We start from the raw sequence: 19,143 nt of genomic DNA on the forward strand, positions 1-19,143 counted from the left end.
CGCGCATGACCGCAGACACGACGACGGCGACCACGACGGCGGCGGCCGAGCCCTCAGCCCCGCGCGAGATCACCTATTCCCGGGTTGCCGCCATCGCGCTGCCGGTGGTGCTGTCGAACGCCACCGTGCCGCTGCAAGGCGCGATTGACACCGCGATCATCGGCAACCTGGGCGACGAGGTGTTCCTCGCCGCGGTCACCCTGGGCGCCGTGGTGATCTCGCTGATCTTCACCTCGTTCAACTTCCTTCAGATGGGGGTGTCGGGGCTGACCGCGCAGGCGCTTGGCGCGGGCGAGCGGGGACGGGTGCTGAACACGCTCCTGCGGGCGCTGGTGATCGCCGGGGCGATTTCGGCCGCGCTGATCCTGCTGCGCTGGCCGCTCTCGGACCTCGCGCTGCGGCTGTTCGAGGGGTCGGACGAGGCCGAGGCCTTGGCCGGCCTCTATTTCCGCATCCGGGTCTGGGGCGCGCCGGCCGAGCTGGCCAACTACGCCCTGATCGGCTGGTTCACCGGACAGGAGATGACGCGGCGCCTGTTCGAGATGCAGATCGTCACATCGGTCGCGAACATCGTGCTCAACCTCGTGTTCGTGCTGGGGCTGGGGATGGACGTGGATGGCGTGGCGCTGGGCACGGTGATCGCGGCCTGGCTGGGGCTCGGCTATGGCCTGTGGCGCGCGCGGGCGCGGGGGCGGGCAATCGCGCCCGCGGGCTGGCGGCCCGAACTGCGCCGCATCCTCGACCCTTCCGAGCTGGGCCAGGTGATGGCGCTCAACCGCGACATCTTCATCCGCACCGCCTGCCTCACGGGCTCGTTCGCCTGGATGGCGCGGCTGGGGTCGCTGCAGGGCGACGTGATCCTGGCGGCGAACGGCGTGCTGATGCAGTTCCTGCATGTCGCCTCCTACGCGCTCGACGGCTTTGCCATGGCGGCCGAGACGCTGGTGGGGCAGGCGATGGGCGCGCGCTCGGGGCCACGGCTGCGGCGCGCGGTGGTGGTGAGCTCGGTCGCGGCGTTGGCGCTGGCGGCGGGGTTCGCGGCGCTGGCGACGGTGCTCGCGATCCCCATCATCCACCTCTTCACCAATGTCGAGGCGGTGCGCGAGGCGGCGCGGGGCTTCGCGCTGTGGGCGACGCTCCTGCCGCTGATCGGCGTGCTGGCCTACCAGGCCGACGGCATCTTCATCGGCGCGGCCGAGGGGCGGACGATGCGCAACGCCATGCTGATCTCGGCGGGCGTCTATGTGCCGGCGAGCTGGGCGCTGACCCACGCCTTCGGCAATCACGGGCTGTGGGCGGGGCTGTGGCTTTTCATGCTGGTCCGCGCGGGCACGCTGGCGCTGGGCTATGGCCGGATCGAGGCGCGCTGCCGGGCGTAAGGTTGAGGGTCGGACGGCGGGGGGCTCTCTGCCGATCGTGTCCTGATGGTCTGAGAGCCGTTCAGCGCCCAGCGCCTCCACGCCATGCGACAACATGGACGGATGGAGCGCGGGCAGCTGTCATCCTCTGCGCGGAACGCGAACGCCTGCTCGCCGGGGACGGCCCGGTCAGCGCATCATCTTCCCCGGATGTCCGCATTCGTGCCGGGGAGACTTTCAGCTTGGGCGCCCGACATCTGGCTCCCCCGAACGTCTCTTGAAGTCCCCGGGCCGGAATTTTCCCGGTCAGGACTGTATCCGGTAGGCCTTTGCCATCACGCGCCACGCGCCCTCGTGCTTCAGCATCGTCAAGATCGTGTCGAAGTGCATTCCCGCCCACTCGTCCTCGACATGCGCGACCGCGATGTCGCCGTGAATCGAGATGTTGCGAATCATCCACCATGCCTCTGCCGAACTGCTGGCTTCGGCTTCGCACATTCGAATGAATTCATCGCGCGTGTTCCAAAGCAGGCCGCCTTCATAATGACCAACTTCGCAAGATCTCTCGAAAAATATCCGCTCCAGTTCGGCGCGATCGCCAGAAGTCATTGCGGTTGCGTAAGTGCGAACAACCTCGGTTATTTCTGCGATGTCAGATGAATTTGTCATGATCGTATGCCCTGTCTGGTCGAGGCTTGGCTGCCCCCTTGCGCTCATCGCGACAATCCTGCGGTCGGCCGACCTGTCGATCAAGCCGGTTCTCTGACCTTGCGGTGCACCCGGCCGCTGGCGGTTGGCCGAGTGTCGAGGTCAGCGCAGTCCGCTGTCGCGCATCGTGGAAGATCGTTGAAGCGGTCGTTCCGTCCAGCGTGCGCGATGGCGAGCCGATCCGCAAAACGGCCGGGGACAGTCTGCCCGGTTGATGCGCCGGGTGCAGGCCCTGTGTGTCCGCGCAAGCCTGCTACTGGTCTGCGCCGACCGCCTCGGCCACCGAGGCGAAGCCGTCGCGGGCGAGCAGGGCGTCGAGCCCCAGCGCTATGCGTCCCGGCAGGCTGATTCCGTCATAGACCATGGCGGTGTAGAGCTGCACCGCGGAGGCCCCCGCGCGGATGCGGGCATAGGCGTCCTCGGCCGAGGCGATCCCGCCCACCCCGATCAGCGGCAGCCGCCCACCTGTCAGCCGCCGCAGGCTCAGCATCACCGCCTGCGCGCGGTTCCTGAGCGGCGCGCCGGAGAGGCCGCCGGCCTCGGCACGGTGCGGGCTAGCGAGCCCTTCGCGCACGAGCGTCGTGTTGGTGGCGACGATGCCCGAGAGGGCGTGCGCCTCGGCAAGCTCGGCGATGTCGGCAAGCTCGGTCTCGCTCAGGTCGGGGGCGATCTTGAGGAACAGCGGCTTCGTCCGGCCGAGGGCCGTCCATTCCGCCGTCACGCGCCCGAGCAGGCGATCGAGCGCGGCGCGGCCCTGCAGGTCGCGCAAGCGTTCGGTGTTGGGCGAGGAGACGTTGACGGTGAAGAAATCAGCATGGGGGTAGAGTTGGCCCAGCACCGCAGCGTAATCCTCGGCCTTGTCGGCGGTGTCCTTGTTCGCGCCGAGGTTGACGCCCACCACCCCCGCCCCCCGCGCGGCGGCGAGCCGGCGGCCGATCGCCTCCATGCCGTCGTTGTTGAAGCCGAAGCGGTTGATCGCCGCGCGGTCCTGCGCCAGCCGGAACAGGCGCGGGCGCGGGTTGCCGGGCTGCGGGCGAGGCGTGACGGCGCCGACCTCAAGGAACCCCGGCCCGGCCGCGAGGATCGGCCGCACGGCGGTGGCGTTCTTGTCGAAGCCCGCGGCGATGCCGACGGGGTTGGGCAGCGCGAGCCCCGCGAGCCGCGTGGCGAGGCGGGGCGACGTGACGGGCCCGCCCCGTGGCCCAAGCCCCGCATTGAGCGCGGCGAGCGCGATCCCGTGCGCGCGCTCGGGGTCGGCAAGGCGAAGTGCTGCGAGGCCCGCACGCTCGACCAGCCTCATGCGATGCCCTCCGGAAACAGGTGGCGGCCGTCGGGCCCCAGCGGCAGCGGCGCGGCCGAGGCCACGTCCGCGAGGCGGAGGGGCGCGTAGAGATGCGGGAAGAGCTGCCCGCCACGCGATGGCTCCCACCGCAGCGCGGAGCCCAGCGCCGCCGCGTCGAGGGCGACAAGCCACAGCCCGTCCTGCCCTGCGAAATGTCTGGCCGCCGTCTCACGCGCCTGCGCGGCCGTCGAGAAATGCACGAAGCCGTCCGCCAAGTCGACCGGCGCGCCGGGGGTCGCGCCGAGGCGTTGCAGCTCGTCCCATTGCGGGGCGGTGAGGATCTTGTAGATCAGCATGGCGCTCCATCGCGCGGGCGCGGGCGCGGGTCAAGCCTCAGCCCTGCGGGGTCATGACCTTGCGCGACTTCGCCCGTTCGAGCCCCAGCCGGCGCTCGCGCCAGATGATGAAGAGCCCGGCCGCGATCACCAGGCTCGCGCCGCCCAGCATCGGCAGCGTCGGCGCCTCGGCAAACACGAACCAGCCGATGGCGAGCGCGAGCAGCATCGAGGTGTAGTCGAAGGGCGCGATCACCGCGACATCGGCGTGGCGGTAGCTCGCGGTCAGGAGGATCTGCGCGAAGCCGCCCAACAGCCCCGCGCCCACCAGCATCGCCGCCTCGCGGCCCGTGGGCACGACCCAGCCGAAGGGCAGCGTCAGCAGCGACAGCGCCGTGCAGGTGAGCGAGAAGTAGAAGACGATGGCGGACGTCTCCTCGGTCTGCACCAGCTTGCGCACGAAGCAGGCGGCGAGCGCCATGAACACGCAGGCCGTGAGCATGATGACTGCGCCCAGCGTCTCGGCGTCCGTCACCCCGTCGGTGGTGAGCACGCTCAGACGCGGCGAGAGCACGATCAGCACCCCTGCCAGCCCCACGCAGACGGCGACCAGCCGATGCGCCCGGATCACCTCGCCCAGGAACATGGCCGCGAGGATCGTGACGATCAGCGGCGTCGCGTAGCCGATGGCGGTGACCTCGGGCAGCGGCAGGAGGCCCAGCGCCGTGAAGCTGAGGCCCATCGCGATGCCGCCCACCAGCCCGCGCCACAGATGGCCCATGTGGTTGCGCGTTCTCAGCCCGGTCCGCAGGTCGTGGCGCCACCACAGCCAGACCAGGATCACCGGGATCGCGAAGAACGAGCGGAAGAACACCGCCTGCCCCGAGGGCACGTGCTCGGCGGTGATCTTGATGAGCGTCGACATCGCCATGAAGACGGCGACCGAGCCGACCTTGAGGGCGATGCCGCGCAGTGGGTTCATGCTGGGCGATGCCGGTCCGTTTCACTCGGGAAGCGCGGTGATGCCGTAGAACAGGATCTCGTTCGCGCCGGGCTTGCCGAAATGCCGCTCGAAGATCTGGAAGATCGCGCCCGAGCGGTAGACATGGCTCAGCGCGCGGTCGAGCACGAGGCGCAGGTCCTCGTCGCCGCGGGGGATGGCGAGGGCGTAGGGCTCGAAGGTGAAGGTGTTGCGCGACAGCGCGAAGCGGTCTGCATCCGCTACCCTGGCCAGCACGCCGGCGAGGATCGCGCGGTCGGCGAAATAGGCCTCGAGATTGCCTTCCGCCACGCCCGCGAGCCCCTCGGCATGGTCGCCGATCGGCACGATCTCGACGCCCTCGATCTTCGCGATGGCGCTCTGGCGCAGCCACTCCTCGGCGGTCGTGCTGGCGCGCACGCCCAGCCGCTTGCCGCCCAGCGCTTCGCGGATCGCGGCGCCCGAGAGCGCGGCCGGGCCGCCGTCGATCAGCACCTCCTGCATCAGCTCGGGCGCGTCCGACGAGACGACCGCGCCCACCCCGGTCGCGAAGATCGGAATGGTGAAGGACATCGCCTCGCGCCGCTTGAGCGTCGCCGTCGTGGCCCCGCACAGCACGTCGATCTGGCCCGACGTCAGCGCGTCGAAGCGCGTGGCGGTGTCGACCGCCTTGAAGGTTCCCGTGATCTCCCGCAGATCCGAGGTCGCCATGACGGCGCCTGCCATCACCCCGCACAGCTCGGTGGTGAAGCCCTGCGGGCGCCCGTCCGCGGTGAAGGAGAAGGGCGGCGCGTCCGTGCGATAGCCGAAGCGGATGGTCTTGCGCTCGACGATTCGGTCGAGCACGGCGCCGGCCTGCGCCGGGATGATCGGGGCGCTGAGAAGGAATGCCGCGGCAAATGCCGCGATGAGATGGATCTGGCGCATGAATGGGGCTCCGGTTCTGAAGCGCGGGTCGGGAAGGTTCTCGCGAGGTTTTAACTGCACAACTCTGACGAAAGCCGGCGCCGTCTTCAATCGGCTTGTCCAATGCGCGCGCGGCGCCTTCGCCGCTCGATCCCGTCCGGAGGGGTGGCCGGCGACGAGGCCCGGCCGGGCCGTCGCCGCCGGCGGAGGCTCATCCCAGGTGCCCTTCCGCCTTCGCCCAGGCGTGGGTCGCGTCGAGGGCGGCCTCCATCGGGGCGAAGATCTCCTCGATGCCGTCCTCGTCGATGATCATCGGCGGGCAGAAGGCGAGGCTGTCGCCGATCGCGCGCAGGATGACGCCGTGCTTGAGGAGTTCCGACATGAGCTTCGGGCCGACCTTGCCGGGGGTCTTGAACATCGCGGCCGACTTCGGGTCAGGCGACAGCTCCAGCGCGCCCATGAGGCCCACGCCGCGGGCCTCGCCTACCAGCGGGTGCCCGGCGAAGGAGCGCAGCCGGGCCTGGAAGGCTGGCGCCATCCGGCGGACGTGATCGACGATGTTGCGCTTCTGGTAGATCTCGATAGCCTTGACGCCCACGGCGCAGCCCAGTGGATGCCCGCCATAGGTGTAGCCGTGGCCCAGCGAGGGGTGCCGGCCCGACTCGGCCTCGATCACGTCCGCCATCTCCTGGTTGATTGCCACGGCCGAAAGCGGCACGTAGCTGGCGGTCAGTTGCTTGGCCATCGACACTGAAGTCGGCTGCATCCCGAAGGTCTCGGCGCCGAACCAGTTGCCGGTGCGCCCGAAGCCGCAGATCACCTCGTCGTCGATCCACAGCACGTCGTGCTTGCGCAGGACCGCACCCACCGCCTCGAAATAGCCCCGTGGCGGCACGATCACGCCGCCCGCGCCCATCACGGGTTCCGAGATGAAGGCCGCGACGGTGTCCGGCCCTTCGGCCTCGATCAGCGCGTCGAGCTCGGCGGCCAGGCGGGCCGAGAACTGCTCCTCGGTCTCGCCGTCGCGGGCCTCGCGCCAGAAATGCGGGGTCGAGGTGTGCTTGACGAAGTCGAAGGGCAGGTCGAACTGGCCGTGGTTGATCGGCAGGCCGGTCATCGAGGCCGCGACCAGCGTGACGCCGTGATAGGCCTTGCGGCGCGAGATGATCTTCTTCTTCTGCGGCTTGCCGCGCGCGTTCATCATGTACCAGATCAGCTTGACCTGGGTGTCGTTCGCTTCGGAGCCCGACGAACAGTAGAACACCCGCGCCATCGGCACCGGGTAGAGCTCCTTGATCTTCTCGGCGAGCTCGATCGCGGGCTCGTGCGTGCGCCCGCCGAACAGGTGGTAATACGGCAGCTTGCCCAGCTGCTCGCGGGCCGAGTCGATCAGCTCGTCGTCGCCGAAGCCGAGGCCCGCGCACCACAGGCCCGCCATCCCCTCGATGTAGCGCTTGCCCGCGTCGTCCCAGACATGGCACCCCCGGCCGCGCTCGATCAGGTGGGCGCCGACCTGGCGGTGCGTGACGGCATTGGTGTAGGGGTGCAGAAGCGCCTCGATGTCGCGCATCTGGGCGTTGGTGAGCATGTCGTTCGCCATGGCGGGTCACTCCGGGTCAACGGGATGGGAGGCTCCGCGCGGACCCGCGCGAGCGCCCGATGGCGCGACAGTATCCAATCGCCGTGGCCGCCGCCAGTCACTGGCCGTGATGGCCGCCATCAGCGCGGCGAATGGTGGTGCCTCGGCGGGCCGGTTTGCTGTCCGCTTGACGGCGCCCGCGCGGGGCGGGAACACTCCGGCGCATGGCATGGCAGCTCCACTTCCTGAACGCGCGCGGGCAGCTCGACCGGTGGCGTCCCGCCGTCGAGGAAGGCGTGGAGAAACTGCGCCGGCGCTGCGCGCGGGTGCTTGGGACTCTGCCCGTCCTCGACATCGTCGTGCGGGCCGAGCCGGGCGGCACGATCCCCGAGATCGGGCATGTCGGCCAGTCGCCGGGGCCGGGGCTGATCTTCCTGACGCTCGACCCCACCAACCCCGCGCTCGTGACCCACATGGGCGCAGCCTTCGAGCGGATGGTGGCGCACGAGGTCCACCATGCGCTGCGCTGGGACGGCCCTGGCTACGGCCAGACGCTGGGCGAGGTGCTGGTGAGCGAGGGGCTGGCCGGGCAGTTCGTGCGCCAGGTGTTCCAGAACCCGCCCGAGCCTTGGGAGCGGGGAACGCGGACCGACGCGCTGCGCGAAGCTGCTAGCCGCGCGCGGGCGCAGTGGGACGCGACCGACTACGGCCATGCGCGCTGGTTCTATGGGCGGGGCGAGATGGGGCGCTGGACCGGCTATGCGCTGGGCTACCGGCTCGCAGGGCTCTGGCTCGCCGAGCGCCCGGGCCGCAGCGCTTCCGGCGCGGCGCAGGAGCCCGCCGCGAGCTTTCGCCCGCTTCTGGACCGGCTGGCCACGCTGGGCTGCTGAGCGCCGCCGTGGGCGGCCGGACAGCTCACTCGTCGTCGCAGACGTGCGGCTCGTCCTCGACGATGCCGCGTGCCGCGTCCATCGCGGCGACGCAGGCGCGCAGCTTCCGCACCTCGGGGTGGGCGGTGTACTCGGCCATCAGGGGCGCGTAGAGCGCGGCAGCCGCGCTCCGCTGGCCGCGCGCGCAGGCGGCGTCGATCGCGGCCGTGATCTCGCTGTGCCGCTCGAGCATCTCGTCCGAGAAAGACTCGATCGCGGCCGTGTCCACCCCGGCCATGCAGGCCTCGAAGGCGGCGATGTCGGCCTCGCTCGGCTCGCCAGGGTCGGGCGCGGCTTGCTGCGCGAACGGGGCGAGAGGAAGAAGGCAGGCAACGAGACTGGCGGCGGCGATGCGCATGATGGATCTTCCCGATGCCGCCCCTTCGCGCGGTGGCGCGCGAGCATTTCCCCAAGGAGCAGCGTCCCCCTGCGATGTCGCAGGGTTGCGCGAAGGTCAACGGGGGACGACGCGGCGTCGGCGCGCAAGCCCGCGGCTGTGGCTTCGATGCGGCATGGCGAGGGGGGAACGGCAAGGCGGGACGCCGCGCCCTCAGGCCTTGCCCGAGACCCTGTCCCAGAACTCGGCCCGATCGTTCGTGCGCGGGAATGGCTCGTCCGGCACGGGCACGCCGAGAAAGGCGCAGAGCGGGGCCCAGCCCTCCTTGACCTGATAGACCAGCAGGCGCTCGGCCGGGATCGTCGCCCGAACCGCCGCGACATGCGCCTCGAACCCCCGGCGAAGCGTCTCAGCGTCGAGGCCGGGCGGAAAGCCGGTGCGGCCGATCACGCCCACGCACATCTCGTGCCAGGGCCGCGCCTCGTCCGGCAGCATGCCGGGCGCGGCGAGCAGGCGGTAGATGGTCTCGGAGAAGCTCGCGAGCCAGCTTTCGGGGCTGCGCACGGTCAGGATGAACTTCGCATTGGGATAGGCCGCGTCGAGTTCCCGGAAGAAGCCGGCGGTGGGCCAGTCCACGGCGCTGCCATAGCCTGCATAGATCGCCGCCCAGTCCGGCCGCCCCTGCGCCGCCGCGGCCCAGAGCGGGACCTGTGTGGCCTGGTCGAGCAGCACCTCCTCCATGTGGTGGCAGGGCCCGAGCCCGAGCCGGTTGATCGCAAGCTTGAGCGAATAGGTGCCGGTGCGTCCCAGCCCGGCGCCGATCACATGCATCTCCGCGACTCCCCCTTCGCACGATCCCGCGCAGTGGCGACGCGCCAGAGCGTGTCGGCGAGGCTAGCAGGTCTGGCGACGGGCGCGAAATCGAAAAGGGCCGCCCCTCGCGGGACGGCCCCTCGGTCTGCCTCGCGGCGGACGGCGCGATTACATCATGCCGTCCATGCCGCCCATGCCGCCCATGCCGGGGGCGCCGGCGGCGCCCTTCGGCTCGGGCTTGTCGGCGACCATCGCCTCGGTGGTGATCAGCAGGCCCGCGACCGACGCCGCGTCCTCGAGGGCGCAGCGCACGACCTTGGCGGGGTCGATGATCCCCTTGGCCACCAGGTCGCCATACTCCTCGTTCTGCGCGTCGAAGCCGAACCGGGCATCCGACGACTCGCGGACCTTGCCGGCGACGACCGAACCGTCGACGCCCGCGTTGTCGGCGATCTGGCGCAGCGGGCTCTCGATCGCGCGGCGCACGATCTTGATGCCGGCGTCCTGGTCGGCGTTCTCGCCGGTCAGGCTGTCGAGCACCTTGCCGGCATGGACGAGCGCCACGCCGCCGCCCGGAACGATGCCTTCCTGCACCGCCGCGCGGGTCGCGTTGAGCGCGTCATCGACGCGGTCCTTGCGCTCCTTGACCTCGACCTCGGTCGCGCCGCCGACGCGGATCACCGCGACGCCGCCCGCGAGCTTGGCAAGACGCTCCTGCAGCTTCTCGCGGTCGTAGTCCGAGGTGGTCTCCTCGACCTGCTGGCGGATCTGCGCGACGCGGGCGTCGATCTCGCCCTTGTCGCCGGCACCGTCGACGATCGTGGTGTCGTCCTTGGTGATGCGGACCTTGCGGGCGCGGCCGAGCATGTCGATGGTGACATTCTCGAGCTTCATGCCGAGGTCTTCCGAGATCACCTGGCCGCCCGACAGGATCGCGATGTCCTGCAGCATGGCCTTGCGGCGGTCGCCGAAGCCGGGCGCCTTGACGGCGGCGATCTTGAGGCCGCCGCGCAGCTTGTTGACGACCAGCGTGGCCAGCGCCTCGCCCTCGACGTCCTCGGCGATGATCAGCAGCGGCTTGCCGGTCTGGATCACCGACTCGAGCAGCGGCACCATCGGCGCGAGCGACGACAGCTTCTTCTCGTGCAGGAGGATGTAGGCGTCCTCGAGCTCGGCCACCATCTTGTCGGCGTTGGTGATGAAGTAGGGCGAGAGGTAGCCGCGGTCGAACTGCATGCCCTCGACCACCTCGGTCTCGGTCTCGAGGCCCTTGTTCTCCTCGACGGTGATCACGCCCTCGTTGCCGACCTTCTGCATCGCGTCGGCGATCTGGCGGCCGATCTCGGCCTCGCCGTTCGCCGAGATGGTGCCGACCTGCGCGACCTCGTTCGAGTCGTTGACCGGGCGGGCCATCTTCTTGACCTCGGCCACCACCGCGGCGACGGCCTTGTCGATGCCGCGCTTCACGTCCATCGGGTTCATGCCGGCGGCGACCGACTTCATGCCCTCGCGGACGATCGCCTGGGCCAGAACGGTCGCGGTCGTGGTGCCGTCGCCCGCCTCGTCATTGGTGCGCGAGGCAACTTCGCGGACCATCTGGGCGCCCATGTTCTCGAACTTGTCGGAAAGCTCGATCTCCTTGGCGACAGAGACGCCGTCCTTGGTGATGCGGGGCGCGCCGAACGACTTGTCGAGCACGACGTTGCGGCCCTTGGGGCCCAGGGTCACCTTCACCGCGTTGGCGAGGATATCGACACCCTTGAGCATCCGCTCGCGGGCGTCGGCGTGGAATTTCACGTCCTTCGCAGCCATGTGGAAATTCTCCGTTAGACTGATGTTCTTGTCAGGGGCGGATGGCGCCGTCTCAGGCGGCCTTGGCCGCCTTCGAGTCGGTCAGCACGCCGAGGATGTCGCTCTCCTTCATGATGAGCAGTTCCTCGCCGTCGAGCTTGATCTCGGTGCCCGACCACTTGCCGAAAAGGATCCGGTCGCCGGCCTTCACCGACATCGGGATCAGCTCGCCCGAATCCTTGCGGGCGCCCTCGCCGACGGCGATGACCTCGCCTTCCTGGGGCTTTTCCTTCGCGCTGTCGGGAATGATCAGGCCGCCCTTGGTCTTGGCTTCGGACTCGATGCGGCGGACGAGAACGCGATCATGCAGCGGTTTGAAGCTCATGGTGGCGCTCCTTACATAGCTGGTTGCGGTTCATATCTGTTGGGGGCGATGCCCTTCCCTTGTGGGTATTAGCACTCGCCTCCCCTGAGTGCTAACATCCGGGCAGGCGGGATGTATTGAACGGCTCTTGGACTGTCAAGGCGCAGATGCGCGTGCGCGGCCGAATTGATGGCGGCGCGCTAGCAGTGGGGCGCGGGAAAGGAAGCGGATGCGGCGGATCTTCTGGACTCTGATCGCCCTGATGGGCGGTGGCGGCACGGCCTGGGCCGCGTGCGGCGGCGAGGACCTGATGGCGCGTCTCGCCGCCGAGCGCCCGCCCGCCCACGAGGCGATCCTCGCCGGCGCGGCCGGCATCGAGAACGGCGAGGGCCGGCTCTGGCGGGTCGAGCGCGCGGGCGTCCCGGCATCGCATCTGTTCGGGACCTACCATGACACCACCGCGATTGGGACGATGACGGCGCAGGTCGAGGCCGCGTTCGAGGAGGCCGGAACGCTGGTCGTCGAGCTGACCGAGGACGAGATGGCGCGGCTTCAGGCCCGCGTCGCCACCGATCCCTCCTTCGTCTTCGCCGCGGAGGGCGCCGGCGTCGCGGCGCGGCTCGCCCCCGCCGAGCTCGCCCGCGCCGAGGCCGTGCTGGCGCGGCGCGGCCTCACGGTCGAGATGGCCGAGCGGATGCAGCCCTGGATGTTCTTCTCGGTGATGGGCATCCCGGCCTGCGAGCTCGAGGCAATGGCGGCGGGCGCCGAGGTGATGGACAAGGCGCTGATGACCCGCGCCGCGGCGGCGGGCATGCCGGTGGTCGGGCTCGAGACCTACGAGGAGGCGCTCGGCGCCTTCGGCGGGATCGACCCCGACCTCGCGGCCGAGCTCGCGGGTGACGCCCTGCGCCTCGCCGAGCACGAGGAGGACATCCGTGCCACCATGCTGGGCCTCTACCGCGAGGGCCGCATCGCCGCGATCGACAGCTTCAGCGACTGGCTGGCGGCCGAGGAGGCCGATCGGCTTCCGGCCGAGGCGGTGCGCGTTGGAGATGCGCTCGAGGCCGAGCTGATCGACGCCCGCAACCGCCGCTGGATGGAACGGCTGGTGCCCGTCCTCGCGGCCGGCGGCGCCTTCGTCGCGGTGGGCGGGCTGCACCTGCCGGGCGACGTGGGGCTGGTTACCCTGCTGCGGGGCGAGGGCTTCACCGTGACGCGCGTGCCCGAGTGAGCCGCTCGATGCCAATGTCCGTCGCCCGCGACCACCCGCCGCGAGGTTGACCGCGCGCCCGTTACCGCGCATATCGGCGCGGCGGCGAGCATCCCTTGCCCCGATTTCCGACCGGAACCGAGCCATGTCCCTCAACCACGCCCCGCGCGCGAGCGCCCGCACGACGCGCCTGATCGGTCGCCTCGACGAGATTGCGGACGGCTATGACGCCGTGCTGTGCGACCTGTGGGGCTGCTATCACGACGGCATCCGCCCCTTTCCCGCCGCGGTCGCGGCGCTGACCAGCTACCGCGCGCGCGGCGGCATCGTGGTGCTGCTGACGAATGCGCCGCGCCCGCCGGCGTCGGTCGCGCGCTTCCTCGACGCGATGGGCGCGCCGAAGGACAGCTACGACGCCATCATGTCGTCGGGCGGTGCCTGCCAGCGGGCGATCGCCTCGGGCACTTTGGGACGCCGCTTCCACTATGTGGGTCCCGAGCGCGACCGGCACATGCTGGCGGAAATCGGCTTCGACGACACGCCGGCGGCCCAGGCCGACGCCATTCTCTGCACGGGTTTCGAGGACGACACGCGCCAGACGCCGGCCGATTACGACCCCCATATCGCGAGCTGGCGCGCCCGCGGCCTGCGGCTCGTCTGCGCCAATCCCGACATCGTGGTCGACCGCGGGCACGAGCGTCTGTGGTGCGCCGGGGCGATCGCGCAGCGCTATGCGGAGGCAGGCGGCGAGGTGATCTGGTTCGGCAAGCCGCACCGTCCGACCTACGAGCAGAGCATGGCGCTGGTCGCCGAACTCGCGGGCCGCGAGATCGCGCCGGAGCGGGTGCTCGGCATCGGCGACGGCATCCTCACCGACGTCAAGGGCGCGCTCGACTTCGGCATCGACGCCCTCTTCGTCTCGGGCGGGCTGGCGGCAGCCGAGGTCGGCGCGGACCCCGACCATCCTGACGCCGCCCGGCTCGGCAACTGGTTGGCCGAGAGGGGCCAGTCGCCGCAGTTCGCGATCGGCCGGTTGCGCTAGCCGCTCCGGGGGCGCGGGCGCGCCGCTGGCGGGGTCGCGTCTCGCCGCTGGGCCATCCGCTCAGTAGGGGTCGGGCTGAGAGAGTTTTGAAATTTTATTTCGATCATGGAATTTGATTGAGAACTATCTTTCGCAAGATTGTTGCGTGGTGCTCCCGAATCCGCTATTGATGCACTGCACAATGACGGAGGACGACTCGATGCTGGACAACATCCCGCGCGGCACGATCTGCATCGAGGACCTGTCCGTGGGCCTCACGCGCAGCCTCTCCAAGCGGATCGAGGATTACGACATCCGCCTGTTCGCCGATGTCTCGACCGACCGCAATCCGGTGCATCTGGACGACGACTATGCGCGCGACACGATCTTCGGCGGGCGCATCGCGCACGGGATGCTGACGGCCTCGCTGATCTCGGCGGTGATTGGCGAGCAGTTGCCGGGGCATGGCAGCGTGTATCTGGGCCAGACGCTAAAGTTCCTCGCGCCGGTCTTTCCCGGCGACGAGGTGACCGCCGAGGTCTCGGTCCGCGAGATCGACCATGGCCGCCGCCGCGTCACCCTTGATTGCGTCTGCCGGGTGGGCGAAAAGGCGGTTCTCAAGGGCGAGGCGCTGGTGCTGGCGCCCTCGAAGAAGTTCGACTGACGGGGGCGCGCGCCCCCGCAAGTCCGGGGGCGAGATGCGGATCAGCCACGGCTTCGAGGATCTCGGGCCAGGTTTGCGGGGCGGTGCGGCTGCCATCGGCAACTTCGATGGCGTGCATCTGGGCCACCGCGCCCTGATCGACGCCGCACGCGCGGCCGCCGCCGCGGCGGGGCCGGGAACGCCCGTCTCGGTCGTGACCTTCGAGCCCCATCCGCGCCGCCACTTCCAGCCCGACGCGCCGCCATTCCGCCTGACCACGCCCGAGGAGAAGGCGCACCTGATCGCCGCGGCCGGGGTCGAGCGGCTGCATGTGCTGACCTTCGATGCGGCCCTCTCCTCGATGTCGCCCGAGACCTTCGCGCGCGAGGTGATCGCGGGCGGGCTCGGGCTCGGGCATGTCGTGGTGGGCGAGGACTTTCGCTTCGGTCACAGGCGCGCCGGCGACGCCGCGCTGCTGCGCCGGCTGGGCCAGCACATGGGGTTCGGCGTGACGATCCTGCACGTGGTGGGTGACGAAGCTGGCGACTTTTCCTCGACCGCCGCGAGGGTCGCGGTCGAGCAGGGCAACATGGCCGATGCCGCGGCGATCCTGGGGCGCTGGCACGCGGTCACGGGACGGGTGCGGCAGGGCGACCGGCGCGGCCGCGAGCTTGGCTATCCCACTGCCAATCTCGAGTTCGGTGCGCAGATCCTGCCGCGCTTCGGCATCTATGCCGCCCGCGTCGAGGTGCGCGACGGGCCGCACCGGGGCCTGCATGACGGCGTGGCCTCGATCGGCGTGCGGCCGACGTTCGGGGTGAACGCGCCCAACTTCGAGGTGCATCTGTTCGATTTCGACGGCAACCTCTACGGCGCGCCGATGGCGGCGGGCCTCGTCGCCTTCCTGCGGGCCGAGGCGCGGTTCGACAGCGTCGAGGCGCTGATCGCGCAGATGGACCGGGACAGCCTCGATGCGCGCGACGCGCTTTCGCGTGCCCGGATCCCGCACCGCGCGCCCGGCGCGCGCAAGCGGTCGGGCTGAAGGCGGACGCATGCGGCCGGTCGTCTTCAACCTGTTCTTCTACGGCTACACGTTCTGGATCGCGCTGAGGATCTGGACGCTGGCGGGCCTCGGCCGGCCGAAGGAGCGGCTCTGGCCCCTGATCCGGCACTGGGGCGAGACGGTCCTGCGCGCGGTCGATGTCATCCTGCGCTCGCGCGTCGAGGTGCGCGGCCTCGACCGCTTGCCGGGCGAGGGGCCGGTCTTCATGGTCTCGAAGCACCAGTCCGAACTCGACATCGTGCTGCTGGCGGCGCTGTTCCCCAATGCCGGAGCGGTGGCGATGCAGGAGCTCGAGCGCTATCCGTTCTTCGGCCGCATCCTGCACGCGCTGGACCTCGTGCTCGTCGCCGTCGACCAGGGTCCGCAGGGCCGGACCGAGCAGACGGTCGAGGGCGCACGGCGCATCATCACGCAGGGCCGCCCGATGGTCATCTACCCCGAGGGCACGCTGATGGAGCTGGGCGCGAAGGAGCGCTACCGCCGCGGCGCCGCCCACATCTACCGCGCGCTCGACTGCCACGCGGTGCCCGTCGCGCTCTCGCTCGGCGTGATCTGGCCGCGGCGCGACTGGCGCAAGCGCACCGGCGTCCAGGGGGTAATCGAGTTCCTCGAGCCGGTTCCGCCCGGCCTCGACCCCGAGACGTTCATGGCCGAGATCGAGCGCCGCATCGAGATCCGCACGATCGAGCTGATCCGCGAGAGCGCACCCCCCGAGGTCCTGGCCCGGGCCGAGGATCGCTTTGCACGCGGTGCGAACAATCACGGCTGAGCCCCATGCCCGGCCCGGTCCGCGCCGCGGCGTCGTTCGGCACTGGCGGGCCGGCGGGGCGGGCGCTATGACTGGCGCGCTGCCCGGTGCGCGCTACCGTCTGTCGGCAGCCCGATGGACATGGCCAGCATGACCGAGCACCGACCGAACCAGTTTGCCCTACTCAGGAGCCGGCGCTTCCTGCCGCTGTTTCTGGTGCAGTTCCTGGGCGCCTTCAACGATCAGGTCTACCAGAAGGCGTTCGTGGCGCTCGTCACCTACCGGCTGGCCGATCAGGTCGGGGTGCCGCTGGCGATGCTCGGCGTGATCGCCTCGGCGTTGTTCATCCTGCCCTTCGCGGTGGTGACGCCGACCGCGGGGCAATATGCCGACCGGGTCGACAAAGCGGTGATGATGCGCTTCGTCAAGGCCTGGGAGATCGTGGTGATGGGCCTCGCCGTGATCGGCTACCACACCCAGAACATCTATTTCCTCTATTTCGTGCTGTTCCTGATGGGCGCGCAATCGGCGGTGTTCGCGCCGATCAAGTATGCCGTGCTGCCGCAATATCTGCGCCCGCACGAGCTTCTGGGCGGCAACGGGCTGGTGCAGGGCTCGACCTTCCTCGCGATCATCTTCGGCACGATCCTCGGCAACGAGCTGATCCTGACCGAGTACGGTGTCAGCATCGTCTCGGGCGTCGTGGTGGCGATCGCGGTGGCGGGCTTCGTCGCCTCGCTCTACACGCCTTCGGCGCCCGCCTCCGCGCCGCACGAGCCGGTGGACTGGGTGTTTCCGCGCGCCATCGCGCGGCTGATGGACATGGCGTGGCAGAACCGCCCGGCCTTTCGCGCGATCCTCGCGATCTCGTGGTTCTGGTTCCTCGGCGCCACCTTCCTTTCGCTGCTGCCGGCCTATGCCAAGGAAGAGCTTGGCGCCGACGAGAGCGTGCTGACCGTGCTGCTGGCCGCCTTCTCGATCGGCGTGGCGCTGGGGGCGGTGGCGTCCGAGCGGCTGGGGCGCGGGCGCGTGGGCGTCGACCTGCCGCCGGTGGGGGCGCTGGGGCTCGCGGTGATGGCGGTGGAGCTGTGGTTCGCGACACCGGTTCGGACGGGGCCCGGCCTGATCGACCGCGCGGCCTTTTTCGCCGACCCGCAGGGCTGGCGCATCCTGGTCGACTTCGTGCTGATCGCGGCCTTCGCGGGCATGTATGTCACGCCCCTGAACGCGGTCCTCCAGTCCGAGGCCACGCCGTCGCGCCGGGCGCAGTTCATCGCGGCGTCGAACGTGATGGACGCGACCTTCATGGTCGTCTCGGCTGGCGTGGTCGCGGTGCTGGTCGGGATGGGGCTGGGCACGACCGAGGTGCTGGTGCTGGTGACCGTGAGCGGCCTGCCGATGTCGATCCTGGTCGCGCGCTACGCGCCGGGCACGCGGCTGGGCCGCGTGGCGCTCGCGCTCTGGCCGAGGGGGCCGCAATGAGCCGCCCGTTCTGGGAGAAGCCGCTTGGCCGCATGACGCTCGCCGAGTGGGAGTCGCTCTGCGACGGCTGCGGGCGGTGCTGCGTCGTCAAGCTCGAGGACGAGGACACCGGCGAGATCAACTACACCGACGTGGCCTGCCGGCTGTTCGACGATGACACCTGCCGGTGCGGGAACTACGCGCTGCGCGCCAAGCTGGTGACGGGCTGCGTCGTGCTCACGCCCGCGACGCTGCCCGAGGTCGCGCACTGGCTGCCGCACAGTTGCGCTTACCGGCGGCTGCACGAGGGGCGCGGCCTCGCGGCCTGGCACCCGTTGGTGTCGGGCGACCCGGCGAGCGTGCACCGCGCCGGCATCTCGCTGCGCGGGCAGACCGTGCCCGAGTGGGAAGTCGCGGAGGAGGAGCTGGAGGACCATGTCGTCGACTTTCCCTGAACCCCGCCCGCCACGGCTGCAGCGCGGCACGGGCCGCGTGCCCTCATGACCACCACGCGGCGGTGCTCGCTTCAGCTCGAGATGGTGCTGGATGCGACCGACGGGCTGCGCGCCGCGGCCCGGCGCATTGTGCAGGCCCTGCCGCCGCGCCCGGCGGCGCGCGACGAGGCCGCGCTGGCCGAGGCCGTCGCGCTCCTGCCCGAACTGACCAACCGGCTGCAACGCGGCGCGGCTCGGGTGCGGCGCAACGCGCCCTCCGACGAGATGCGCGAGCTGCTCGACATCGCCCGCGTCACGGCGCGCGAGGTGCCGCGCGTCGTCTCGGCCCTTGGCCATGTGCTCGAGCGTCGGGCGGAGCCGCTGATGCCGTCGCGCGGGCCGGTCACCGCCGCGACCCGGCGGGCCGAGGTGCTATCGCGAGGCTTCAACCTGCTCGAGGTCGCGGCGAGCGGCGACGCGCAGGCCGAGGAGATGCGCGCCCACGCCTATCCCTTCATCCCGCTCGGCGCCGAGAGCTATGTCGAGCGCATGCAGGCGGCGTGGCGCATCCTGGCGGTGATCGGCGACCCGGCCTGCGCGCGCTTCCTCGAGGTTGGGGCGGGGGCGGGCTCGAAGCTCTTCCTCGCCGCGCAGTTCTTTCCGCAGGTCGATGGCATCGAGCTCGACCCCAACTACCTCGCCCGCGCCGAGCTGATCGGCAACACGTTCCGCCCGGCACGCCGCGTGCTGCCCGGCGACGCGCTCGCCTTCGAGGGGTATGGCGAATACGACGTCATCTACAGCTATCTTCCGTTCAACGACCCCGAGATGCAGGCCGCGCTCGAGCAGCGCATCCTCGGTCAGGCGCGGGATGGCGCCATCCTGATACTGCCGATGCTGCGGACCGACCTGAACACGCGGATGCCGCTTCTGCCCGGCGAGATCGTGGTCAAGGGGCTTGGCGAGGCGGCGCTGTCGGACCTCGCGGGCGAGGCTCAGTTCGTCGGCACCGCCGTGCCCCCGATGCTGCGGCCCGAGGAGCGGGGCGGGCGGCGCAATCTGATGCTCCCCGCCATCGAGGCGCTGGCCCGCGCGGGTTTTGCCGCCTGACCCTTCACAGCCGCGCCGGGGCGGTGCATCCTGCCGCCCCGCCCGGAAAACCCTGCCTGCCGCCGAAGGATC

Annotated in this window: 20 protein-coding genes; 10 read left to right on the plus strand and 10 right to left on the minus strand. The window is 70.4% G+C overall.

Translation table 11 applies throughout. The annotated features are described in order from the left end of the window. Window positions 1-5 precede the first annotated feature (5 nt). A complete protein-coding gene (locus M1105_RS12140; RefSeq protein ID WP_249580637.1) occupies window positions 6-1,379 on the plus strand; it encodes an MATE family efflux transporter in 1,374 nt (457 codons plus the stop codon). A gap of 285 nt (window positions 1,380-1,664) precedes the next feature. Here the strand turns inward: M1105_RS12140 and M1105_RS12145 are convergent, their stop codons facing one another. From M1105_RS12145 to M1105_RS12170, 6 genes are all read right to left on the minus strand, one after another. Continuing rightward, window positions 1,665-2,111: a nuclear transport factor 2 family protein gene (locus tag M1105_RS12145; RefSeq protein ID WP_249580638.1), complete on the minus strand. Its 447-nt coding sequence runs from the start codon at window positions 2,109-2,111 to the stop codon at window positions 1,665-1,667. A 208-nt stretch (window positions 2,112-2,319) separates the two neighbouring features. Then, complete coding sequence (locus M1105_RS12150) at window positions 2,320-3,366, minus strand: quinone-dependent dihydroorotate dehydrogenase (protein ID WP_249580639.1); 1,047 nt, start codon at window positions 3,364-3,366, stop codon at window positions 2,320-2,322. Then, on the minus strand, window positions 3,363-3,704 hold the full coding sequence (locus tag M1105_RS12155; RefSeq protein ID WP_249580640.1) for a DUF952 domain-containing protein: 342 nt from the start codon (window positions 3,702-3,704) through the stop codon (window positions 3,363-3,365). Before M1105_RS12155 ends, M1105_RS12150 begins: the two co-directional genes overlap by 4 nt. 37 nt (window positions 3,705-3,741) lie before the next feature. Next, window positions 3,742-4,665: a DMT family transporter gene (locus M1105_RS12160; protein ID WP_249580641.1), complete on the minus strand. Its 924-nt coding sequence runs from the start codon at window positions 4,663-4,665 to the stop codon at window positions 3,742-3,744. A 21-nt stretch (window positions 4,666-4,686) separates the two neighbouring features. Further along, window positions 4,687-5,589 (minus strand): amino acid ABC transporter substrate-binding protein, encoded by a 903-nt coding sequence (locus M1105_RS12165; RefSeq protein WP_249580642.1) that lies wholly within the window; start codon window positions 5,587-5,589, stop codon window positions 4,687-4,689. A 190-nt stretch (window positions 5,590-5,779) separates the two neighbouring features. Then, the gene (locus tag M1105_RS12170) at window positions 5,780-7,168 is read right to left on the minus strand and encodes an aminotransferase (RefSeq protein ID WP_249580643.1); all 1,389 of its coding nucleotides are present in this window, start codon (window positions 7,166-7,168) and stop codon (window positions 5,780-5,782) included. A 203-nt stretch (window positions 7,169-7,371) separates the two neighbouring features. Here M1105_RS12170 and M1105_RS12175 point away from each other — a divergent pair, with 203 nt between their 5' ends. Further along, window positions 7,372-8,037, plus strand: coding sequence for a DUF2268 domain-containing putative Zn-dependent protease (locus tag M1105_RS12175; protein ID WP_249580644.1), 666 nt, complete (start codon window positions 7,372-7,374; stop codon window positions 8,035-8,037). Between the two features lie 25 nt (window positions 8,038-8,062). Here the strand turns inward: M1105_RS12175 and M1105_RS12180 are convergent, their stop codons facing one another. The 4 genes from M1105_RS12180 to groES all read right to left on the minus strand — a co-directional run bounded on the left by M1105_RS12180 (window position 8,063) and on the right by groES (window position 11,402). After that, window positions 8,063-8,434, minus strand: coding sequence for a hypothetical protein (locus M1105_RS12180; RefSeq protein ID WP_249580645.1), 372 nt, complete (start codon window positions 8,432-8,434; stop codon window positions 8,063-8,065). Window positions 8,435-8,626: 192 nt separating this feature from the next. Beyond that, window positions 8,627-9,244, minus strand: a complete 618-nt coding sequence (locus M1105_RS12185) for a sulfotransferase family protein (protein ID WP_249580646.1) — start codon at window positions 9,242-9,244, stop codon at window positions 8,627-8,629. 150 nt (window positions 9,245-9,394) lie between these two features. Further along, a complete protein-coding gene (gene groL / locus M1105_RS12190) occupies window positions 9,395-11,038 on the minus strand; it encodes a chaperonin GroEL (protein WP_249580647.1) in 1,644 nt (547 codons plus the stop codon). A 52-nt stretch (window positions 11,039-11,090) separates the two neighbouring features. Beyond that, window positions 11,091-11,402, minus strand: coding sequence for a co-chaperone GroES (gene groES, locus M1105_RS12195; RefSeq protein ID WP_249580648.1), 312 nt, complete (start codon window positions 11,400-11,402; stop codon window positions 11,091-11,093). Between the two features lie 208 nt (window positions 11,403-11,610). Between groES and M1105_RS12200 the strand changes: the two genes are divergently transcribed. The 8 genes from M1105_RS12200 to M1105_RS12235 all read left to right on the plus strand — a co-directional run bounded on the left by M1105_RS12200 (window position 11,611) and on the right by M1105_RS12235 (window position 19,071). After that, window positions 11,611-12,612, plus strand: a complete 1,002-nt coding sequence (locus M1105_RS12200) for a TraB/GumN family protein (protein WP_249580649.1) — start codon at window positions 11,611-11,613, stop codon at window positions 12,610-12,612. Window positions 12,613-12,736: 124 nt separating this feature from the next. Further along, complete coding sequence (locus tag M1105_RS12205) at window positions 12,737-13,633, plus strand: TIGR01459 family HAD-type hydrolase (RefSeq protein ID WP_249580650.1); 897 nt, start codon at window positions 12,737-12,739, stop codon at window positions 13,631-13,633. A 199-nt stretch (window positions 13,634-13,832) separates the two neighbouring features. After that, on the plus strand, window positions 13,833-14,276 hold the full coding sequence (locus M1105_RS12210; RefSeq protein WP_249580784.1) for a MaoC family dehydratase: 444 nt from the start codon (window positions 13,833-13,835) through the stop codon (window positions 14,274-14,276). 34 nt (window positions 14,277-14,310) lie between these two features. Beyond that, window positions 14,311-15,297, plus strand: coding sequence for a bifunctional riboflavin kinase/FAD synthetase (locus M1105_RS12215; protein WP_249580651.1), 987 nt, complete (start codon window positions 14,311-14,313; stop codon window positions 15,295-15,297). A gap of 10 nt (window positions 15,298-15,307) precedes the next feature. Further along, window positions 15,308-16,087 carry a lysophospholipid acyltransferase family protein gene (locus M1105_RS12220; protein ID WP_249580652.1) on the plus strand — a complete coding sequence of 260 codons (780 nt, stop codon included), beginning with the start codon at window positions 15,308-15,310 and terminating at the stop codon, window positions 16,085-16,087. 129 nt (window positions 16,088-16,216) lie between these two features. After that, on the plus strand, window positions 16,217-17,548 hold the full coding sequence (locus tag M1105_RS12225) for an MFS transporter (RefSeq protein WP_249580653.1): 1,332 nt from the start codon (window positions 16,217-16,219) through the stop codon (window positions 17,546-17,548). Continuing rightward, entirely contained in the window at window positions 17,545-17,982 is a 438-nt protein-coding gene (locus tag M1105_RS12230; protein WP_249580654.1) for a YcgN family cysteine cluster protein, read from the plus strand. The genes M1105_RS12225 and M1105_RS12230 overlap by 4 nt, the downstream gene beginning before the upstream one ends. Window positions 17,983-18,027: 45 nt before the next feature. Continuing rightward, window positions 18,028-19,071, plus strand: coding sequence for a class I SAM-dependent methyltransferase (locus M1105_RS12235; RefSeq protein ID WP_249580655.1), 1,044 nt, complete (start codon window positions 18,028-18,030; stop codon window positions 19,069-19,071). The last annotated feature ends 72 nt before the right edge of the window (window positions 19,072-19,143 follow it).

Source organism: Thermohalobaculum sediminis (assembly GCF_023487995.1).
In the GTDB taxonomy this organism is placed as follows: domain Bacteria; phylum Pseudomonadota; class Alphaproteobacteria; order Rhodobacterales; family Rhodobacteraceae; genus Thermohalobaculum; species Thermohalobaculum sediminis.

Excerpts from the sequence above, each read along its gene's own strand:
- groL (WP_249580647.1), bottom strand. The coding sequence starts at position 11,038 with ATGGCTGCGAAGGACGTGAAATTCCACGCCGACGCCCGCGAGCGGATG.
- M1105_RS12180 (WP_249580645.1), bottom strand. The coding sequence starts at position 8,434 with ATGCGCATCGCCGCCGCCAGTCTCGTTGCCTGCCTTCTTCCTCTCGCC.
- M1105_RS12160 (WP_249580641.1), bottom strand. The coding sequence starts at position 4,665 with ATGAACCCACTGCGCGGCATCGCCCTCAAGGTCGGCTCGGTCGCCGTC.
- groES (WP_249580648.1), bottom strand. The coding sequence starts at position 11,402 with ATGAGCTTCAAACCGCTGCATGATCGCGTTCTCGTCCGCCGCATCGAG.
- M1105_RS12185 (WP_249580646.1), bottom strand. The coding sequence starts at position 9,244 with ATGCATGTGATCGGCGCCGGGCTGGGACGCACCGGCACCTATTCGCTC.
- M1105_RS12170 (WP_249580643.1), bottom strand. The coding sequence starts at position 7,168 with ATGGCGAACGACATGCTCACCAACGCCCAGATGCGCGACATCGAGGCG.
- M1105_RS12220 (WP_249580652.1), top strand. The coding sequence starts at position 15,308 with ATGCGGCCGGTCGTCTTCAACCTGTTCTTCTACGGCTACACGTTCTGG.
- M1105_RS12210 (WP_249580784.1), top strand. The coding sequence starts at position 13,833 with ATGCTGGACAACATCCCGCGCGGCACGATCTGCATCGAGGACCTGTCC.
- M1105_RS12215 (WP_249580651.1), top strand. The coding sequence starts at position 14,311 with ATGCGGATCAGCCACGGCTTCGAGGATCTCGGGCCAGGTTTGCGGGGC.
- M1105_RS12200 (WP_249580649.1), top strand. The coding sequence starts at position 11,611 with ATGCGGCGGATCTTCTGGACTCTGATCGCCCTGATGGGCGGTGGCGGC.
- M1105_RS12230 (WP_249580654.1), top strand. The coding sequence starts at position 17,545 with ATGAGCCGCCCGTTCTGGGAGAAGCCGCTTGGCCGCATGACGCTCGCC.
- M1105_RS12235 (WP_249580655.1), top strand. The coding sequence starts at position 18,028 with ATGACCACCACGCGGCGGTGCTCGCTTCAGCTCGAGATGGTGCTGGAT.
- M1105_RS12225 (WP_249580653.1), top strand. The coding sequence starts at position 16,217 with ATGACCGAGCACCGACCGAACCAGTTTGCCCTACTCAGGAGCCGGCGC.
- M1105_RS12205 (WP_249580650.1), top strand. The coding sequence starts at position 12,737 with ATGTCCCTCAACCACGCCCCGCGCGCGAGCGCCCGCACGACGCGCCTG.
- M1105_RS12140 (WP_249580637.1), top strand. The coding sequence starts at position 6 with ATGACCGCAGACACGACGACGGCGACCACGACGGCGGCGGCCGAGCCC.
- M1105_RS12155 (WP_249580640.1), bottom strand. The coding sequence starts at position 3,704 with ATGCTGATCTACAAGATCCTCACCGCCCCGCAATGGGACGAGCTGCAA.
- M1105_RS12165 (WP_249580642.1), bottom strand. The coding sequence starts at position 5,589 with ATGCGCCAGATCCATCTCATCGCGGCATTTGCCGCGGCATTCCTTCTC.
- M1105_RS12175 (WP_249580644.1), top strand. The coding sequence starts at position 7,372 with ATGGCATGGCAGCTCCACTTCCTGAACGCGCGCGGGCAGCTCGACCGG.
- M1105_RS12150 (WP_249580639.1), bottom strand. The coding sequence starts at position 3,366 with ATGAGGCTGGTCGAGCGTGCGGGCCTCGCAGCACTTCGCCTTGCCGAC.